General features: G+C 60.3%; 14 protein-coding genes. 3 read left to right on the top strand and 11 right to left on the bottom strand.

The genetic code is table 11. The features are described from left to right. Position 1: 1 nt before the first annotated feature. Genes J2S45_RS01735 through J2S45_RS01725 form a run of 3 tightly spaced genes read left to right on the top strand, consistent with a single transcriptional unit; the run spans position 2 to position 3,008 of the window. Positions 2-790 carry a (Fe-S)-binding protein gene (locus J2S45_RS01735; protein WP_270975108.1) on the top strand — a complete coding sequence of 263 codons (789 nt, stop codon included), beginning with the start codon at positions 2-4 and terminating at the stop codon, positions 788-790. Next, positions 790-2,388, top strand: a complete 1,599-nt coding sequence (locus J2S45_RS01730; protein WP_307634343.1) for a LutB/LldF family L-lactate oxidation iron-sulfur protein — start codon at positions 790-792, stop codon at positions 2,386-2,388. The genes J2S45_RS01735 and J2S45_RS01730 overlap by 1 nt, the downstream gene beginning before the upstream one ends. Continuing rightward, positions 2,385-3,008, top strand: a complete 624-nt coding sequence (locus J2S45_RS01725; protein WP_307634342.1) for a LutC/YkgG family protein — start codon at positions 2,385-2,387, stop codon at positions 3,006-3,008. The genes J2S45_RS01730 and J2S45_RS01725 overlap by 4 nt, the downstream gene beginning before the upstream one ends. 153 nt (positions 3,009-3,161) lie before the next feature. On the opposite strand, the gene J2S45_RS01720 is transcribed toward J2S45_RS01725, so the two are convergent. From J2S45_RS01720 to J2S45_RS01670, 11 genes are all read right to left on the bottom strand, one after another. After that, positions 3,162-3,617, bottom strand: coding sequence for a carboxymuconolactone decarboxylase family protein (locus tag J2S45_RS01720; RefSeq protein WP_296929861.1), 456 nt, complete (start codon positions 3,615-3,617; stop codon positions 3,162-3,164). A 140-nt stretch (positions 3,618-3,757) separates the two neighbouring features. Then, positions 3,758-4,018, bottom strand: a complete 261-nt coding sequence (locus J2S45_RS01715) for an HPr family phosphocarrier protein (protein WP_270975112.1) — start codon at positions 4,016-4,018, stop codon at positions 3,758-3,760. A 55-nt stretch (positions 4,019-4,073) separates the two neighbouring features. Further along, positions 4,074-4,559: a PTS sugar transporter subunit IIA gene (locus J2S45_RS01710; RefSeq protein WP_307634341.1), complete on the bottom strand. Its 486-nt coding sequence runs from the start codon at positions 4,557-4,559 to the stop codon at positions 4,074-4,076. A 2-nt stretch (positions 4,560-4,561) separates the two neighbouring features. After that, positions 4,562-6,154 carry an N-acetylglucosamine-specific PTS transporter subunit IIBC gene (gene nagE / locus J2S45_RS01705; protein WP_296929865.1) on the bottom strand — a complete coding sequence of 531 codons (1,593 nt, stop codon included), beginning with the start codon at positions 6,152-6,154 and terminating at the stop codon, positions 4,562-4,564. A gap of 20 nt (positions 6,155-6,174) precedes the next feature. Continuing rightward, the gene (locus tag J2S45_RS01700; RefSeq protein ID WP_296929867.1) at positions 6,175-7,002 is read right to left on the bottom strand and encodes a PRD domain-containing protein; all 828 of its coding nucleotides are present in this window, start codon (positions 7,000-7,002) and stop codon (positions 6,175-6,177) included. Between the two features lie 194 nt (positions 7,003-7,196). Further along, the gene (locus J2S45_RS01695; protein ID WP_307634340.1) at positions 7,197-7,985 is read right to left on the bottom strand and encodes a hypothetical protein; all 789 of its coding nucleotides are present in this window, start codon (positions 7,983-7,985) and stop codon (positions 7,197-7,199) included. Continuing rightward, positions 7,982-8,785, bottom strand: a complete 804-nt coding sequence (locus J2S45_RS01690) for an ABC transporter ATP-binding protein (RefSeq protein WP_307634339.1) — start codon at positions 8,783-8,785, stop codon at positions 7,982-7,984. The genes J2S45_RS01695 and J2S45_RS01690 overlap by 4 nt, the downstream gene beginning before the upstream one ends. 52 nt (positions 8,786-8,837) lie before the next feature. Further along, positions 8,838-9,470 (bottom strand): NUDIX hydrolase N-terminal domain-containing protein, encoded by a 633-nt coding sequence (locus J2S45_RS01685; RefSeq protein WP_270975120.1) that lies wholly within the window; start codon positions 9,468-9,470, stop codon positions 8,838-8,840. 783 nt (positions 9,471-10,253) lie between these two features. Further along, on the bottom strand, positions 10,254-11,021 hold the full coding sequence (locus J2S45_RS01680; RefSeq protein ID WP_307634288.1) for an ATP-binding protein: 768 nt from the start codon (positions 11,019-11,021) through the stop codon (positions 10,254-10,256). Continuing rightward, a complete protein-coding gene (istA, locus tag J2S45_RS01675; RefSeq protein WP_307634289.1) occupies positions 11,021-12,655 on the bottom strand; it encodes an IS21 family transposase in 1,635 nt (544 codons plus the stop codon). The genes J2S45_RS01680 and istA overlap by 1 nt, the downstream gene beginning before the upstream one ends. Before the next feature lie 326 nt (positions 12,656-12,981). Further along, positions 12,982-14,745: an ATP-binding cassette domain-containing protein gene (locus tag J2S45_RS01670; RefSeq protein ID WP_307634338.1), complete on the bottom strand. Its 1,764-nt coding sequence runs from the start codon at positions 14,743-14,745 to the stop codon at positions 12,982-12,984. Positions 14,746-15,188 lie beyond the last annotated feature (443 nt).

Genomic DNA, 15,188 nt, shown 5'->3' with positions numbered 1-15,188 from the left:
CATGAGAATCGCACTCTTTTCCACCTGCATGAACGACGTCATGTTCCCGCAGGCCGCGCAAGCGACGGTGCATCTCCTGCGCCGCCTCGGCCACGAGGTCATCTTCCCGCAAGAGCAGGCGTGCTGCGGGCAAATGCACGTCAACACCGGCTACTTCCCCGAGGCCCTGCCCCTCATCGAGAATCACGTGCGCGTCTTCGAGCCCGCACTCGACGGCGAGTGGGACGCGATCGTCGCCCCCTCCGGTTCCTGCACCGGATCGATCCGCACCCAGCAGGCCATGGTGGCCCGCGAGCTCGGACACCTCGCCCTCGCGGCGAAGGCGGACAAGCTCGCCGCGATGACCTACGACCTGCCCGAACTCATCGTCGACGTGTTGGGGATGGTCGACGTCGGGGCGTACTTCCCGCACCGCGTCACCTACCACACCACGTGCCACTCGCTGCGCGTGGCCAAGGTTGGCGACAAGCCGCTACAGCTGATCAAGGCGGTCGACGGCATCGACTACATCCCGCTCCCCGACTCCGACGTGTGCTGCGGCTTCGGCGGCACGTTCTCCGTCAAGAACCCCGACGTCTCCTCGGCCATGCTCGCGGACAAGATGGCCAACATCAAGTCCACCGGCGCCGAAATCCTGGTGGCCGGCGACTACTCGTGCCTGATGAACATCGCCGGCGGCCTGTCCCGCACCCGCTCCGGGATCCGCGCCATGCACCTAGCCGAGGTGCTCGCCGGCACCGAAGACGAACCGTTCATTGCCCCGGCCACAACCACGAAGGTAGGTGCCTAATGCTGAAGATCAAGGAACTCGGCTCCAAGCTCGGGCTCGACCCCGCCGACTGGGCCCAACAAGACATCGCCGAAACCGAACTCGGTTGGGTGCCCGGTCACCCCATCCCCGAGGACCCGCTCCGCTGGGGCAAGTCCTTCAAGGAAGGCTCCGAGGAGACGCTGCGCAACACCCAGATGCGCCGCAACCTTGGCTACGCCACCGGCAAGATCCGGGCTAAGCGCAACACCCGCGTGGAGGAGATGCCCGACTGGGAGGCGCTGCGCGAGTCGGCGTCCAACATCAAGCGCACTGTGGCGGCGAACTGGGTCGACCTGCTCGAACAGTTCGAGGCGAACGTGACCGCCAAAGGCGGCGTCGTACACTGGGCGCGGGATGCGGACGAGGCCAACCGAATCGTCTACGACCTCGTCAAGGCCAAGGGCGTAGATGAGGTCGTCAAAGTCAAGTCCATGGCCACCCAGGAGATCAACCTCAATGAATACCTGGGCAAACACGGCATCCAGGCATGGGAGACCGACCTGGCCGAGATGATCGTCCAGCTCTCGGACGACATGCCCTCCCACGTCGTCGTCCCCGCCATCCACCGCAATCGCGCCGAGGTCAAGGCAATCTTCGAGGCGCGCATGGAGGACGCCGGCGAGCTCACCCACGAGCCGCGCGTGCTCGCCATGGCGGCGCGCGCCCACCTGCGCAAGAAGTTCCTCTCCGCCAAGGTCGCCATCTCCGGGGCCAACATCGGCGTGGCCGAGACCGGGACCGTGGGAATCTACGAGTCCGAGGGCAACGGCCGCATGTGCCTCACCCTCCCCGAAACCCTCATCACCGTGATGGGAATCGAGAAGCTCGTGCCGCGCTTCCAGGACCTCGAGGTCTTCTCCCAGCTCCTGCCCCGCTCCGCCACCGGCGAGCGCATGAACCCCTACACCTCGTTCTGGACCGGGGTCACCGAGGGCGACGGCCCACAGGAGTTCCACATCATCCTCATGGACAACGGGCGCACCAACGTGCTGAAGGATCCGGTCGGCCGCGAGGCCCTCAAGTGCATCCGCTGCGCGGCCTGCATGAACATCTGCCCCGTGTACCGGGTGACGGGCGGGCACGCCTACAACTCGGTCTACCCCGGCCCGATCGGCGCGATCCTCACCCCGCAGCTGCTTGGCGCCACGGACCACAAGGATCCCGCCGCCACGCTCCCGTTCGCCTCGTCGCTGTGCGGGGCGTGCTACGACGTGTGCCCGGTCAAGATCAACATCCCCGACATCCTGGTCCACCTGCGCCACAAGTACACCGAGGCCAACCGCGGCGGCATGCCCGACCGCTGGGACATCGCCATGAAGGCCACGTCCAAGATCATGTCCTCCGGCAAGGGCATGGAGGCAGCCGGCAAGGCCGTATCCTCCGGCCGCCTCATGGCCGGCAAGGACCGCAAGCTCGGCTACCTGCCGCTACCGGTCGTCAAGGACTGGACCCGCACCCGCGACGTCCCGGCCCCGCCCGCCCAATCCTTCCGCCAGTGGTGGCAGGAGGAGGGCTGCTGCGGATCAGGTAGCACTTCGCAGGACTGCTGCGGCGAAAACGAAGGAGGTGCGCGATGAGCGCCAAGGACGTCATTTTGAACCGTATCCGTAACGTCGGCCCCATCCCGGCGCCGCAGATCCCGCGCGAGTACCGCTTCGGCACCGACGCCCCACGCGAGGAGGTCATCACCGAGATGGAGCAGGCCCTCGTGGATTACACCGCGGTGGTCAAGCGGGTCGGCCCGGACGGGATCGGCGCCGCCATCGACGAACTGCTCGCCGACTGCTCCAGTGTGGTCGTGCCCGAGGGGCTGCCCTCCGAGTGGAAGGAGGCCGCCGGCAGGGGCCGTGAGGTCCGCGTGGACGCGCCCGCCCTGTCAAAAGCCGAGCTCAATGCCACCGATGCCGTGCTCACCGCCTCGCGCGTGGCCGTCGCCAACTCCGGCACGATCATGCTCGACGGTGAACCCGACCAGGGACGACGCGCGATCACGCTGGTGCCGGACACCCACGTCGTGGTGCTCGAGGCCGACGCGATCAAGGCTACGTTGCCCGAGGCCGTCGCCGTGCTGGGCGAGAATCCCGCCCGCCCGACCACCTGGATCGCCGGCCCGTCCGCCACCTCCGACATCGAGCTGGTGCGCGTGGATGGGGTGCACGGCCCGCGCAACCTGCGGGTGATCATCGTCGAGCGGTAGCCGCCGGCGAGCAGCTGACCTAACTGGGACGATTTCGGCCGCATCTGCGTATATATGCAGATGCGGCCGAAATCGTCCCGCGAAGGGACAGGGGTGGGCGCGGCCGGCCCGGCGGGCCGGCCAAATTGGCCGATTTGTCCGGCCCCTGGCCCGCTAGGCGCGGGGCAACTGGTGTCCGGACGAGATCGAGACCCGGTTGTATGCCCCGATGAGGATGATCGACCACTCGAGGGCCGAGACCTGCTCGGGGGTGAAGTGCTCGAGCGCCGCGGCAATGACGGCCTCGCGAGCCTCGGGCCGGTCCAACTTCGTCAGCGTCTCTGCCAGTTCGAGGATCGCCCGCTGCTTGGCCGTGAAAGGGGAACCGGCGTCGCGCCACGCGGGCAGGACGTCAATGAGGCGCTGGTCCATGCCGGCCTTCCGCAGGGCGGGGACGTGGACGCCGAGGCACGCCACACAGCCGTTGATCTGCGAGACCCGCACTTTCGCAAGCTCCACCTCCTCCTCGGTGAGACCGGCCGCTTCCCACGCCTCGCGCGACTTGAGCGAGGCCGCGTTCAGCGCCTTGTAGACATCCGGGGTCGTCTTGGTGATGTCGATTCGCGTCATTATTCTCCTTGTCAGGGTTGGCACGTCCGAGGACGAACGCATCCTACCGGCCGCGAGCATTCCGCGGTCCTTGTCGATAACGAATTGGGGCCCTCATCCATTCCCGGTCTCATCGACGAGGTCCTCGCCGCGCCCGGCGCTCAGTCGAGGTCGGATTCGATCAGCGCCACGAGACGATCGAGGGCGGCCTCTCCGCCCTCAGCGTCGGTGGACAGGGTCACCTCGTCCCCGTGCATGGCCCCTAGGCTCATCAGCTCCAAGATGGATGCGGCATCGGCCTCCTCACCGTCAAATGAGATCGTGATGTCGATGTTCTCGTCTGCTGCCGCTTGAGCCAGCTGCGCCGCCGGGCGTGCATGCAGCCCCACCCGGGAGGCAACCGTTGCTGTGCGAGTGAACATATGTTTCCTTTCGTGGGCCGGGTGCAGACCCTCACGGATCTGCACCCGACCAGTCTTACGCGAGCGTCACAGTGGCGACGACATCGCCGGCGGCTACCGTCCCAAGTGTCGTTTCTACCTTGGAGACCTGCGCCTTCGTTGCAAAGACGACCGGTGTGATCGGGTTCAATCCCGCCTGCCTCACCGTAGCGAGATCCAGGCGAATAATCGGCGTTCCCATATCTACCGCCTCGCCTTGCTGGACAAGAATCGTGAAACCTTGGCCCTTCAGCTCGACCGTCTCCAGACCGATGTGCACCAGGACATCGAGGCCCTCACGGGAAGTGACGACGAACGCGTGGCCCGTCTTGAACACCCGCGTCACCGTGCCAGCTACCGGCGAGCCGACCTCGAGAGTCGTTTCCTCAGCGGGCGGCACGACGGCGAAGCCCTCACCCAACATCCCACCCGAAAACACCGGGTCCGGAATATCGGCCACGGGTACGGCACGGCCTGCGAAGACCGCACCCACATTCACTTTTTTCTTGCCCAGTCCAAACATGTTTACTCCTCCTGCTCACCCTTCAGCGTGGCCTGCGTGTCACGCAAGAGCGCGGCGACGTCATCGTAGACAAACTGCACGTTCGGCCCCACGATCACCTGAATGTTCTTTGCCGACGCGCGCACGACGCCGGCGACGCCGGTCGCCTTCAGCGCGCGCTCGTCGACGAGACTCTGATCCTCGACCGTGACACGCAGCCTGGTGGCGCAGTAGTCCACCGTGGCGATATTTGCCGGCTCGCCAAGCCCCGAGATGATGCGCTTTGCGAGTTCCCGATCGTTGAGCGGACCTGCGGCGACGTCGTCGGTGGGCTCGTCGTCCCCGCGGCCCGGGGTCTTCAACTTCGCCACGCCAATCAGCAGGTAGAACAGCCCGAAGTATAGCGCGAAGTAGACTACGCCCAGCACGAGGAGCATGTACCACTCGTTAGCCAGCGGGTTGCGCGAGGAGAGGAACATGTCCACGAAGCCTGCGGAGAACCCGAAACCGGCCGTCCAATGGAACGTGGCCGCGAGGAACAGCGACAGGCCGGTCAGTAGCGCGTGCACCAGGTAGAGCAAGGGTGCGGCGAACATGAAGGCGAATTCCAGCGGTTCGGTGACGCCAGTGAAGAAGGATGCAAGAGCGCCGGCGAACATGAGAGCGCCGACGGTCTTCTTCTTGGCCGAGTCCGCACGCAGGTACATGGCAAGAGCCGCACCCGGCAGGCCGAACATCATGACGGGGAAGAAGCCCGCCTGGTAACGTCCGACTTCACCGATGACGGTACAGGTCGAACCATCCCAGATGCCGACGCCCGGGCAGGTGGCTGCCGAAGTCGCGGCTGCCGCCGTAGCGATCGTCTCGCCGCCGCGGAAGAAGTTGCCGATGTCATCCAGACCGATGACGTCGAACCAGAAGATGGAGTTCACGGCGTGGTGCAGGCCGGTTGGGATGAGGAGGCGGTTGATGAATCCGTAGATGCCGGCCCCGACGGCGCCCATGTCGGCGATTGTCTGACCGAAGGAGAACAGCGCGCCGTACAGCAGCGGCCACACGAAGTACAGCACGAGGGCAAGGATCATGGAGAAGAAGGTCATCATGATCGGCACAAGGCGGCGCCCGGAGAAGAAGGCCAGGAAGTCTGGCAGCTTCGTATTGTGGAACCTGTTGTAGGTCCACGCGGCCAGGATTCCGATGAGGATGCCGATGAGCACGTTCTTGTCGTTGATGGCGTTCCAGCCCTGGGAGATCCAGTCGAGCTTGGCGTCTCCTTCGAGGGCCTCAACATCGACGCCCTGGTAACCCGCCACAGCATCCGCCGAGATCAGGAGCTTGACCGTGGCATAGCCGAGGAACCCCGAGAGCGCGGCGGCGCCGTGGTGGTCCTTGGCCAGGCCGAAGGCAATAGCGATGGCGAAGAGCCAGCCGAGGTTGTCAAGAACCGCGGCACCCGCCTTGATCAGGATCGCGGCGAGGAGATTACCGGACCCCCACCCTTGGGGATCAATCCAGTAGCCGATGCCCATGAGAATTGCCGCCACAGGCATGACAGCAACGGCGCCCATAAGCGCCCGGCCAAGCTTTTGCAGGGCCTCCATTATTCTTCCTCCCATGAGGATGTCCTTTCTTTGCGCTATACGCCTTGACGCCAGCCGTGGAGGAATACCGCAAGCAGTGCAGCTTCGGCATCCGGGGCGTGGGAATCGTGTCTGTCGGCAATTGCGCGCAGTGTTGAGCGAGCTACCGACATCTCAAGCGTCAGCGCTTGGGCGATGGGCAGGGTCGCTTGGTTGTTTCTGAAATGGCCAGTGGCAATCCGATCGATCACGCGTTGCAGGTGCGTGAACAGTTCGTGCATCTGTTCATCGCTGACGACGTCGAGTCCCAGGTCAGCTTTGATCTGGTCCAAGAGCCGGTTGAGCTCATTGGCTTTGGACAGCGGCTTCTTCACGCTGGAACCCGTTCGGGCGGCGTTCAAGTGTAAAGCGACGTAGCCGGCTTCGTCCGTAGCCAGGTCAACGTCCAGCTTGGAGTTGACGAATGCCACGATGATTTCTGCTGCAGCGAATTCCGTGGGGAATGTCGCGCTGATTTCGTTGAGGAGCCGATTCTCGATGGCTTGCCCGGCTCGGCTTCGCTGAACTGCGAAGGATAGGTGATCCGCGAGGAGCACGTATATCGAGGGGTGCAGATCGGGAAGGAGCTCTGTTGCGATCTCAACTGCTCGGCTGACCGCAGCAGCCAGTTCGGGATCGAGAGATGCCAGTGATTTGAGGAATTCCACCTTGTCGGTCGAGGTTTCGACGTATTTGCGTTGATCCGATTCGACTTCCACTTCGTCGCCAGGCTTCTTGCCAAACCCGATTCCGCGCGAGGCGAGCACGAGTTCAATACCATCGCGCCCGACGAGCACGGCGTTGTTGTTGAGAACTCGCACAATGTGCGCGACAGGCTGGGACACACAAGCTCCTCAGTGAGCGACAAAATAGCCCGGTCATGCCTGCCATGCAGTAACACCCAGAATGTGGATGCAGCCATTCTACTCCAGGTCGTGCCCTCCACGCCAGCATAAATGAAACTTTGTCCGTCAAGGACGTCAGTTGGCGGGCATCCGTTCACGACGCCGTCGCCCGCGTCCTCCTATCGCTCGTGTTTTCATAGGCTAAAGTCGCGTCTGTCCATGGTTACGATCGCCCCGACCAGGCACACAACCCCGATAGCTGCGAGCGCGGCGATGCCCCAGCCGCCGCCGTCGGCAATCAGTGCCTGTGGGTCGAAGAGCGTGAAGATGCTGGCGAAGCGGGCGCCCGCCGTTTTCTCCCCGGCTTGGGCGAGGAGGTGAAAGATGAGCATGGCGGAGGGGATGCCGGCCCCGAGCGCCAGGGACGTTTTCGCCTCGCTGGCCGCCACAGAGCACCAGAAGGAGAAGGCGGCGATGGCCAGATGCAACACGAGCAGGCCGCCGTTGAGCGTCAGGAGGGTGGCGGCCGGGAGCGAGCCGTCAACGCGGGTTGCGGCGATGGCTTCCAGGGCCGTGACGTAGCCCAGCAACATCGTGGTGCCTGTGATGACCACGGCGAATTGGGTGAGGGCGAGCGAACGGCGGGAGACCGGGGAGGCGAGCAGGGTGGCCAACGCCCCCGAATCGATGTACTTGGCCATGGTGCCGTGGGCCCGAATGAGGGTGAAAGCCATCGGGAAGACGAGGAAGAGGAAGCCGTAGAGGAAGTTCACGAGGAACTCGGGCAGGGTGGTTGGCGCGTTATCCATCCCGACGGCGGCCATCACCTGCGGCATGGAGTCGCGAAACTTGACCAGCGCGGCCATGGATTGCGGGTCGTACATGGAGGTGATCATGGTGACGTAGAGCGTCAAGATCGCCGCGAAGATGATCCCGATCAGCAGCGACTTGCGCATCTGCCAGCGAAAGAGTGCGAGGTTCATCGCTGCTCCTTGTAGTAGTCCAGGAAGATCCGTTCGAGGTTTTGCGACGCCGAGACGGTGGCCGTGCATCCCTCGGAGCTTCCGCCAAAATCCCGGGAGAAGGCGGCGGCTTCTTCCGGGCTGGCGAGCGTGACGGTGTAGTGGCGCATGTGCCGCTCGCGCAGGGCGGCCGCGGTGTCGACGGCGACCATGTGCCCGGCGCGGATGATGCCGATCCGGTCGGCCGTGCGCTGCACCTCGTCAAAGATGTGGCTGGAGAGGAGGATGGCGCATCCGCGCCGCTTTTCTTCCTCGACGAGGTCGACGAAACGGTTTTGCATGAGCGGATCGAGGCCGGAAGTGGGCTCGTCGAGGATGAGGATCCGCGGGGAGAACATGAAAGCCGCAACGATCCCCACCTTCTGCTTCATTCCCTTGGACATTTTCCGAATCGGCAGGTCGAGGGGAAGCTCGAACAACGCCACGAGTTCATCTTTACGCTCAGCCGTTCGGGACCGGTATCGCTCAAGGAAATGCAGGTAGGCCCCAGCTTTCATGTCGAGAAGCGCGAGTTCGCCCGGGACGTAGCCGACGTCGTCCAACACGCTCGCATTTGCCCACGGGTTCTTGCCGTCGATGGCCACGGATCCGGCGCGAGCGCGAAGAAAGCCGAGCAGATGCCGGATGGTGGTGGTCTTGCCCGCACCGTTGGGGCCGAGGAACCCGAAAACCTCCCCGGGAGCCACCGAAAACGTAATGTCGAACACGCCGCGCCCCGAACCATAGTCGCGGGTCAGGTGTTCAATGTCGATGCCGCCCATGCGCCACCTCCGTTCGTTTCGCTAATTGTACGCGCAGGGCGTTCGGGCAGGGCTAGTCGAACTCGACCGGCCGGGTGTCATCCGCCGCGAGCGCGAGGCACAGCTCAATCTGCTCGCGCGTAGTCTTACCCTCGGCGAGCGGGGGAAGCTCATCGAGGGTAAAGTATCCCGACGCCGTCGTCTCCACGTTCTCCACAAACTCCCCGCCACGCACCTGGCAGGCGACAAAAATCTTCCAGATGCTCCACGGCAATGGGGGACGGTTGTGGGTGGCGTGGTTATGGATCGCGAGGACCCGGGTGGCGACGACGTCGAGGCCCGCCTCCTCCCTCGTTTCCTTTTCCACGTTTTGGCGAAGCGTCAGTCCGATGTCGGCCCACCCACCGGGCATGGCCCATCGGCCGTCGTTCTCACGCACGAGCAAAATGGCCTGGTCACCCGCGGTGGCCTGGTCGCGGATGATGACCGCGCGGGTATCCAGTTTCGGTGTCTGGTAACCCTCCTCGTTGCAGAAGAGGTTGACGACCTTCTCCACCGGCAGGTCGGTGTGCTCGGCGATAATTTGTGCTGCGATCTGCCGAAGGCGCAAATAGCGCTCGCGGTCAAAGGCGTCCTGGCCGTATGTCAGGCCCGCCTGCGCGATTGCCTGAATCTCGGTTGCCCAGCTCAGCCACTTATCGTCCATGGCTCTAGCATAGTTCAGGCAGTGTGGAGCTGGATGTTGCGGGCCAGGGCGCGGGCGGCCGCGCAAGGGTCCCGGCTGCAGGTGCCGGATCCCTGCCTGGCGCGGTTAACTGGTGAATCTGAGCCCGAAAAGGCCGGAATTCCCAAGCAAAACCACCAGACTCACCAGTTAACAACACCAGCCCCCAGACGGAAAACCCCGGCCCAATCCTCCCCGTTGATAACTGGTGAATCTGAGCCCGAAAAGGCCGGAATTCCCAAGCAAAACCACCAGACTCACCAGTTAGCAACACCAGAGCGCCGCAGCGCCGCTACAACAGCCCTCTCATCCTGGGGTGAGCCAACTGCTCGACAGCAGCACGCGCGTCAGACGCGGTTTGCGCATCCACCGCATAGGCAGCCATCCGTTGGCAGGTGGCGCGCGAGTGGAGCGAACACTTCAAACATGCGCGTGGCATACCCGATTCCTAAGAACAGGGCAGACGTGAGGGCAACGAGGCCAACATCCATTCCGAGGGCGGCGGGACATGAGGACCAGCTATTCGGGTTGGAGTCCAGGCCCCAATGTGTGGGAACGGGGAGGGAAACTGTGTCCGGTTGAGCCACATGTAAAGGGCGGGAACGACGACGAATGCGATGCTGACGAAGAACGACCCGAGGTGTTGCGAGCGTGGAAAATGAAGCGGTGTGGTGACGATCGTGAAGCGCGATGGTGAGCATCGTGAAGCGCGTGGGTGACGATTGTGAAGCGGTTGTCACCCACGCGCTTAGTTATTGCTGAGGACTAGGACACTGTTGGTGCCAGCCTCATGTTCGGTCCGTCGACGTTGACGATTTCTGCCCCGCCGACAAGGCGGTTGAGTAGGGATTCAGCCACGACTCGATCAGGCATTGATTCGTACCAGTCTTCTGGGGCGAATTGGGAAGTGACCATGGTCGATCCTCTGCCTTCTCGTGCTGCTAGAAGATTGAACAGCTCGTTGGCGGTTTCACCACTAATTGGAGTGGTGAGAAAGTCATCGAGGACGAGCAGGTCACAGCCAACTATCTGGTTGATGAATTTCAACCGTGCGGGATCGCTGCGGTCGAGTACGGCCAGTTGGTCGGCTAGGTCTGCGGTTCGGAAGAACTTGGCTGAATAGTCCCGCTTACATGCTTCGTGTAAGAGAGCGCAGGCTAGATAGGTCTTTCCGACTGATGATTTGCCCAGGATAACGACGTTGCTGGCGTGTTCTATCCATTGACAATGCGCTAGCCGGCTAGTTAACTCACGGGTGAGGTTGCGCTTTGGTGTGTGACGGATATCAGCAGCACAAGCATCGGGCAGGGGTGTCATTGATGCCTTGAGCAGTTTTGCAAATCGTCGCTCTGCTCGAGCTGCAACCTCTTTTTCTACAGCGAAGATGATCTTGTCTGAAAACGTCCACTCATCAAAGGCACTGTCATTGGCCATACTGATAACGGTCTGGCCAAAGGCAGTCATGCGTAGCTTGGTGAAGGTTTCCATCCACGTGTCGTCTAGATGCTGACGTGGTGCGGTAGAAAAAGTCATTAGTTGTCTCCTTCTTTCATCAAAGCACTCAGTGAGAATTGCTCACGCCCGCCGAGCATGCCGCGTGATTGGGAACGCGATGACGGTGCTGGCTGTGATGGAGTTGCTGGTGCAGATTCCCGCGTGGGCGGGGCGGTTGGCCGTGTGGATTGTTCATGGCGGATGACTGCCATCATGTTCTTGACCGCGGTGTAGCTAATAGCTCGTTGGCGGTGGCCTTCATCTCCTAGAAGGCGCTGGCATGCTTGCTCGAGAATTAGTTTATTCTCTGTAGCTTTACCTAGCTTGATGATGTTGCGGGCTGGTTGAAAGCCTTGGGCTGTAATCTTTTTCGATGCCAACAACGCTTCAACAGCTTGCCGGGTATACGGCCCAATCCGGGATGCTTGGGTCACAAAGTACGACGGTGTCCATAGGTTCCTAGCCTGGGCCATCCCCGGCGGAGCGTGTTCAACATCGGTGACATAGGCACCGCGTTGGACACTGACCTGGTGACGAGCCTGAGCTTGGCCATCGGCAAAGACATCAAGGATCTGCCCACGGATACGCACATCAACACTTCGTCCCACCAGCTGGTAAGGCACCGAGTATTTCACGGTATTGATCGTGATATGCCAGTCAGGAGTGACTTTCGACTTCTTCCACACGGTATCTACCCACCCTGTTGCAGGAAGATTACCTAGTTCGTCAGATTCGAGTTCTTCGAAGATATCCTGGCGGCTACGTTGCTGATTGCGAAACGGGCGGCGATGATTAATCGCCTCAACCTGTCCGGCAACCGCGTCATTAAGGTCGTCAAGGCTGGCAAAGACCACATCGGCAAGTTTGCGAATCACCCAGTTGGTTACAATCTTGACTCCAGATTCCACATTGCCTTTTTCACGTGGGCGAACAGGATTAGTTGGAAGAGCAGCAGTGTTGTAGTGCTCGAGAAATTCCTCATACTTCGCGTTGACTCGTCGTGCGCGTTCACCTTTGGCAATCTGATTCGATGCCGTAGACGCATTATCAGGAACAACCACCTCAGTAACGCCACCGAAATACTCGAAGGCCAAGCGGTGCCCTTCCAGCCACGAGGGTTGTTTTTCATCAATGAAGCCATGGGCAAAGACCATTCCTGAATACGGCAGTGAAGCAACAAAGATATGGATCTTGCTGCGTTTAGCCGTAATCGGATCAACAACTGCCATGGTCGACCCCGCCCAATCCACCTGCATGGTATGGCCCGGCTGGTGCACAATCAGTGCGGTCACGCCTTGGGTGGCAACATGGGCAGCCACCAGCTGGCGGAAGCGCTCATAGCTATAGAACTTCAGACCACGTGGTGCTGGTTGGTCAAGATAGGTCGACCACAGCACTCGCAGTGGAGTCTTGTTCCTGCCGGTACGAGCTTTGATCACAACATCGAAATCGATACCAACGAAGTCATCAGCGACTACGAGTCGACCATCACCAATGAGATCAGTAATCGCCGAATCGTCTAACGACTCTAAAAGTTCACTGGTGATGCCATGGGAATCAATGGCTTTGCGCGCTTTGGCAATCGTGGCCTGAGCAGCACCACAGCGTTGTTGTATCTGCCGATACGAGAGCCCCTGAAGCAGGAGCTTGATAATCAACCGGTAATCAGTCACGGCTGACGTCCTTTCTAACAAGCACGCAACCGGATTGTCACGTGCTAGTAGAAATAGTTATCAGCCCACCGAAAGTGCTTCACGATCGTCACCACACCGCTTCACGATCGTCACCACCCTGCTTCAAAAAGCACGTTCCTAACACCCGAGGGCGACAGCACCGCCCGATAGCTGCGCAGAGGACTTCGATCTTGCAGTAGTGTCCATTGCCATATTTTACGCGCGCGGCCTCGCACCACATTAGACGCAAGCTGGCGGTGCACAAATGACAGACTTCATGGCCAGCCCCCTAGATGAGAGTGAGGTTGGCCGATTCAACTTCGACACTAATCCCTCAAGATCGTGCCCGAGTTTAAATCCGCCACATTCTCCAACTGGGAGTGAAACATTCGATTAAACTCGCCCCCACGCGACAGGAGTTCTCCGAACGCCCCCTCTTCGACAATCGCCCCGTCCTGCATCACATAGATGCGCCCTGCTGACCGCAGAGTCGAGACTCGGTGCGTCGTTAGGATGATGATCCTTCTTGTAGCCTCTCTTGAGAATTTCTCAAAAATCAACTCTTCTGTGGGGGCATCAATTGCACTCGTAGGCTCGTCAAGAAACCACACAGGTGCATTCGAGAGAAACGCACGTGCGATAGTCAATCTCTGCCATTGACCGCCAGAGAGGTTAACGCCACCCCATTGCGCACCCAATAGAGTCCGCGTTCCTTCGGCAAGCTCTGAAACAAAAGAGTATGCCTCTGCGAAGCGCAACGCTTCGACTATCTGAGATTCCGATATTTCCTCCCCATTCAAACCCATCGTCAAAAACTCTCGTACGGTCAGCTCATAATGCCCGTAATCTTGATGAATAACGGCGTAAGGATAACGAAAAGCTCCAGACGAGAGATCGACGCTCAGTTCGCCAATTTTCAAACGACCCGAAACCTCGGGCTGTGTGCCCATCATCGCGCGAATCAAGGAAGTCTTACCCGAGCCATTTTCTCCAACGATTGCCACTAAGGCGCCCTGGACAGCGGCAAGATTGGCCAACTGGACAGCTACAACATCTCCATATCTCACCGTCACATCGCTAGCACAGAATTTCTGGACGGATTCAATATCTAACTCGGGCAGGTGATCATCTTCCGTGCGCAGAAAATCCCGGAAATGCCGATTTGCTGGAACGGAGATAATAAGCTCACCAACTTGATAGCCGATCCCTGCCATCGCTCCGATTCCGCTCATGAGACCTACGATGCCCGCAAACACCGCTCCAACATCCTGAGCTGAATCCCTATAAAGAAAGATCAGGGCTAAGCAGAATAGAATCGTTGTGGCAAGACCGGACATAGCGTCGGATACGACAGCCAACCCTTCAAGCTTCTCCCGTATTCTTCGATAAAGACCCCTCATCTCTTGAGACCGAGAAGCAATAAAAGATGATGCTCGGAGATTAGCCAATTCGCTTCCCGTGCTCTGATATGAAATCTGATCCTGAAAATACACAGAACGTCGGCTCTTCTCCGCGGCATCGGGCCAAAGGCGGGACTCTTGCCTGCCGTACCACGCATAGGCAACCACAGTAGGTATGGGAGCCAAGACGCTGATCATTGCTGCACGCTCACTCAAGTCGCACAACGTCAGAGCCAAAGTAGAAGCCGTCATCGTCGCGGTGAGGATATTGATCGTCGCTTGAAACTGAGATGAAACGTGCCCTTCAACGGTACATTGACGCGCTTTCCTGAGTTTCTCCATAAACGATTCTGAAGCGTAAGAGTTTGCTGACCTACGCGCGAGCACAGAATCAAAGTGGTCTGAAGCGAACGTGTTTACCTTCATCGCATTGACCCGCGACAGAGTGTTGGCAACTTGTTGAAAGGCTCCTCCGGCGCCAAATACAACGCCAGTTAAAATGATCAATGCGACCGCGCCATCTGAATGTGCTAGAGAGCTTGAGAGCTGCCGAATTAACAAAACGTTAACAGCTGGAACGAGAGCGACACAGAGAAGAGCAATCGTGGACGCCGTGGCAAAAGCCGGCGACGCCTGCCAACCGTAGCGCAGGGCCCACAGCCAATCTGGGTAGTTCCTAAACTCGTTCATCTGACAACTCAATCGCTCTCATGCATTCCAAGATTAGTTGCCTACGCACTATACCGTACTTGCCGGCTGGTCGATGGTGCAGCTGAGACAGCCAAGCCCACGTCAGTAGCTCGATTAGGAGATTGTCCGTGCGAAGCCGCGGCCCATTACAGATACTTTCCGAAGTAATTCCTCCGTCGCGCCGGATCCCTGCCTGGCGCGGCTAACTGGTGAATCTGAGCCCGAAAAGGCCGGAATTCCGAACCAAAACCACCAGACTCACCAGTTAACAACACCAGCCCCCAGGCGGAAAACCCCGGCCCAATCCTCCCCGTTGCTAACTGGTGAATCTGAGCCAGAAAAGGCCGGAATTCCGAACCAAAACCACCAGACTCACCAGTTAGCAACACCAGCCCCCCCCGGCGGACAACCCCGGCCCAATCCTCCCCGTTGCTAACTGGTGA

This window comes from Trueperella abortisuis (genome assembly GCF_030811095.1).
In the GTDB taxonomy this organism is placed as follows: Bacteria; Actinomycetota; Actinomycetes; order Actinomycetales; family Actinomycetaceae; genus Trueperella; species Trueperella abortisuis.
This window is presented reverse-complemented; position numbering and strand designations above follow the sequence as displayed.

What these genes read in the sequence shown, in the direction of transcription:
- J2S45_RS01735 (WP_270975108.1), top strand. Translation starts at nt 2, where the DNA reads ATGAGAATCGCACTCTTTTCCACCTGCATGAACGACGTCATGTTCCCG.
- J2S45_RS01730 (WP_307634343.1), top strand. Translation starts at nt 790, where the DNA reads ATGCTGAAGATCAAGGAACTCGGCTCCAAGCTCGGGCTCGACCCCGCC.
- J2S45_RS01725 (WP_307634342.1), top strand. Translation starts at nt 2,385, where the DNA reads ATGAGCGCCAAGGACGTCATTTTGAACCGTATCCGTAACGTCGGCCCC.
- J2S45_RS01720 (WP_296929861.1), bottom strand. Translation starts at nt 3,617, where the DNA reads ATGACGCGAATCGACATCACCAAGACGACCCCGGATGTCTACAAGGCG.
- J2S45_RS01715 (WP_270975112.1), bottom strand. Translation starts at nt 4,018, where the DNA reads ATGTTCACTCGCACAGCAACGGTTGCCTCCCGGGTGGGGCTGCATGCA.
- J2S45_RS01710 (WP_307634341.1), bottom strand. Translation starts at nt 4,559, where the DNA reads ATGTTTGGACTGGGCAAGAAAAAAGTGAATGTGGGTGCGGTCTTCGCA.
- nagE (WP_296929865.1), bottom strand. Translation starts at nt 6,154, where the DNA reads ATGGGAGGAAGAATAATGGAGGCCCTGCAAAAGCTTGGCCGGGCGCTT.
- J2S45_RS01695 (WP_307634340.1), bottom strand. Translation starts at nt 7,985, where the DNA reads ATGAACCTCGCACTCTTTCGCTGGCAGATGCGCAAGTCGCTGCTGATC.
- J2S45_RS01690 (WP_307634339.1), bottom strand. Translation starts at nt 8,785, where the DNA reads ATGGGCGGCATCGACATTGAACACCTGACCCGCGACTATGGTTCGGGG.
- J2S45_RS01685 (WP_270975120.1), bottom strand. Translation starts at nt 9,470, where the DNA reads ATGGACGATAAGTGGCTGAGCTGGGCAACCGAGATTCAGGCAATCGCG.
- J2S45_RS01680 (WP_307634288.1), bottom strand. Translation starts at nt 11,021, where the DNA reads ATGACTTTTTCTACCGCACCACGTCAGCATCTAGACGACACGTGGATG.
- J2S45_RS01670 (WP_307634338.1), bottom strand. Translation starts at nt 14,745, where the DNA reads ATGAACGAGTTTAGGAACTACCCAGATTGGCTGTGGGCCCTGCGCTAC.